The organism is Neisseria oralis (genome assembly GCF_045062685.1).
In the GTDB taxonomy this organism is placed as follows: domain Bacteria; phylum Pseudomonadota; class Gammaproteobacteria; order Burkholderiales; family Neisseriaceae; genus Neisseria; species Neisseria oralis.
Window position 1 is genome coordinate 1 of the sequence record NZ_JBJGEB010000080.1, and the last position, 255, is coordinate 255.

1 protein-coding gene is annotated in these 255 nt (G+C 54.1%); it reads left to right on the top strand.

The window, feature by feature from the left end; all coding sequences use genetic code 11:
- The coding region (locus tag ACI43T_RS12150; protein ID WP_405387382.1) for an AI-2E family transporter at positions 1-255 on the top strand (255 nt) is incomplete at both ends.

The following is a 255-nucleotide window of genomic DNA, read 5'->3' on the forward strand; positions in this document are numbered from 1 at the left end:
GTCCTACGGCAAAAACCGCCCAAACAGCCAAGATGCCGTGGCATCTTGGCTGTTTGGGCGGTTTTTGCCGTAGGACAGTTTCTCGAAAGTTTTTTCATTACGCCGAAAATCGTGGGAGACCGTATCGGGCTGTCGCCGTTTTGGGTTATCTTTTCGCTGATGGCGTTCGGGCAGCTGATGGGCTTTGTCGGAATGTTGGCAGGATTGCCTTTGGCCGCCGTAACCTTGGTCTTGCTTCGCGAGGGCGTGCAGAAA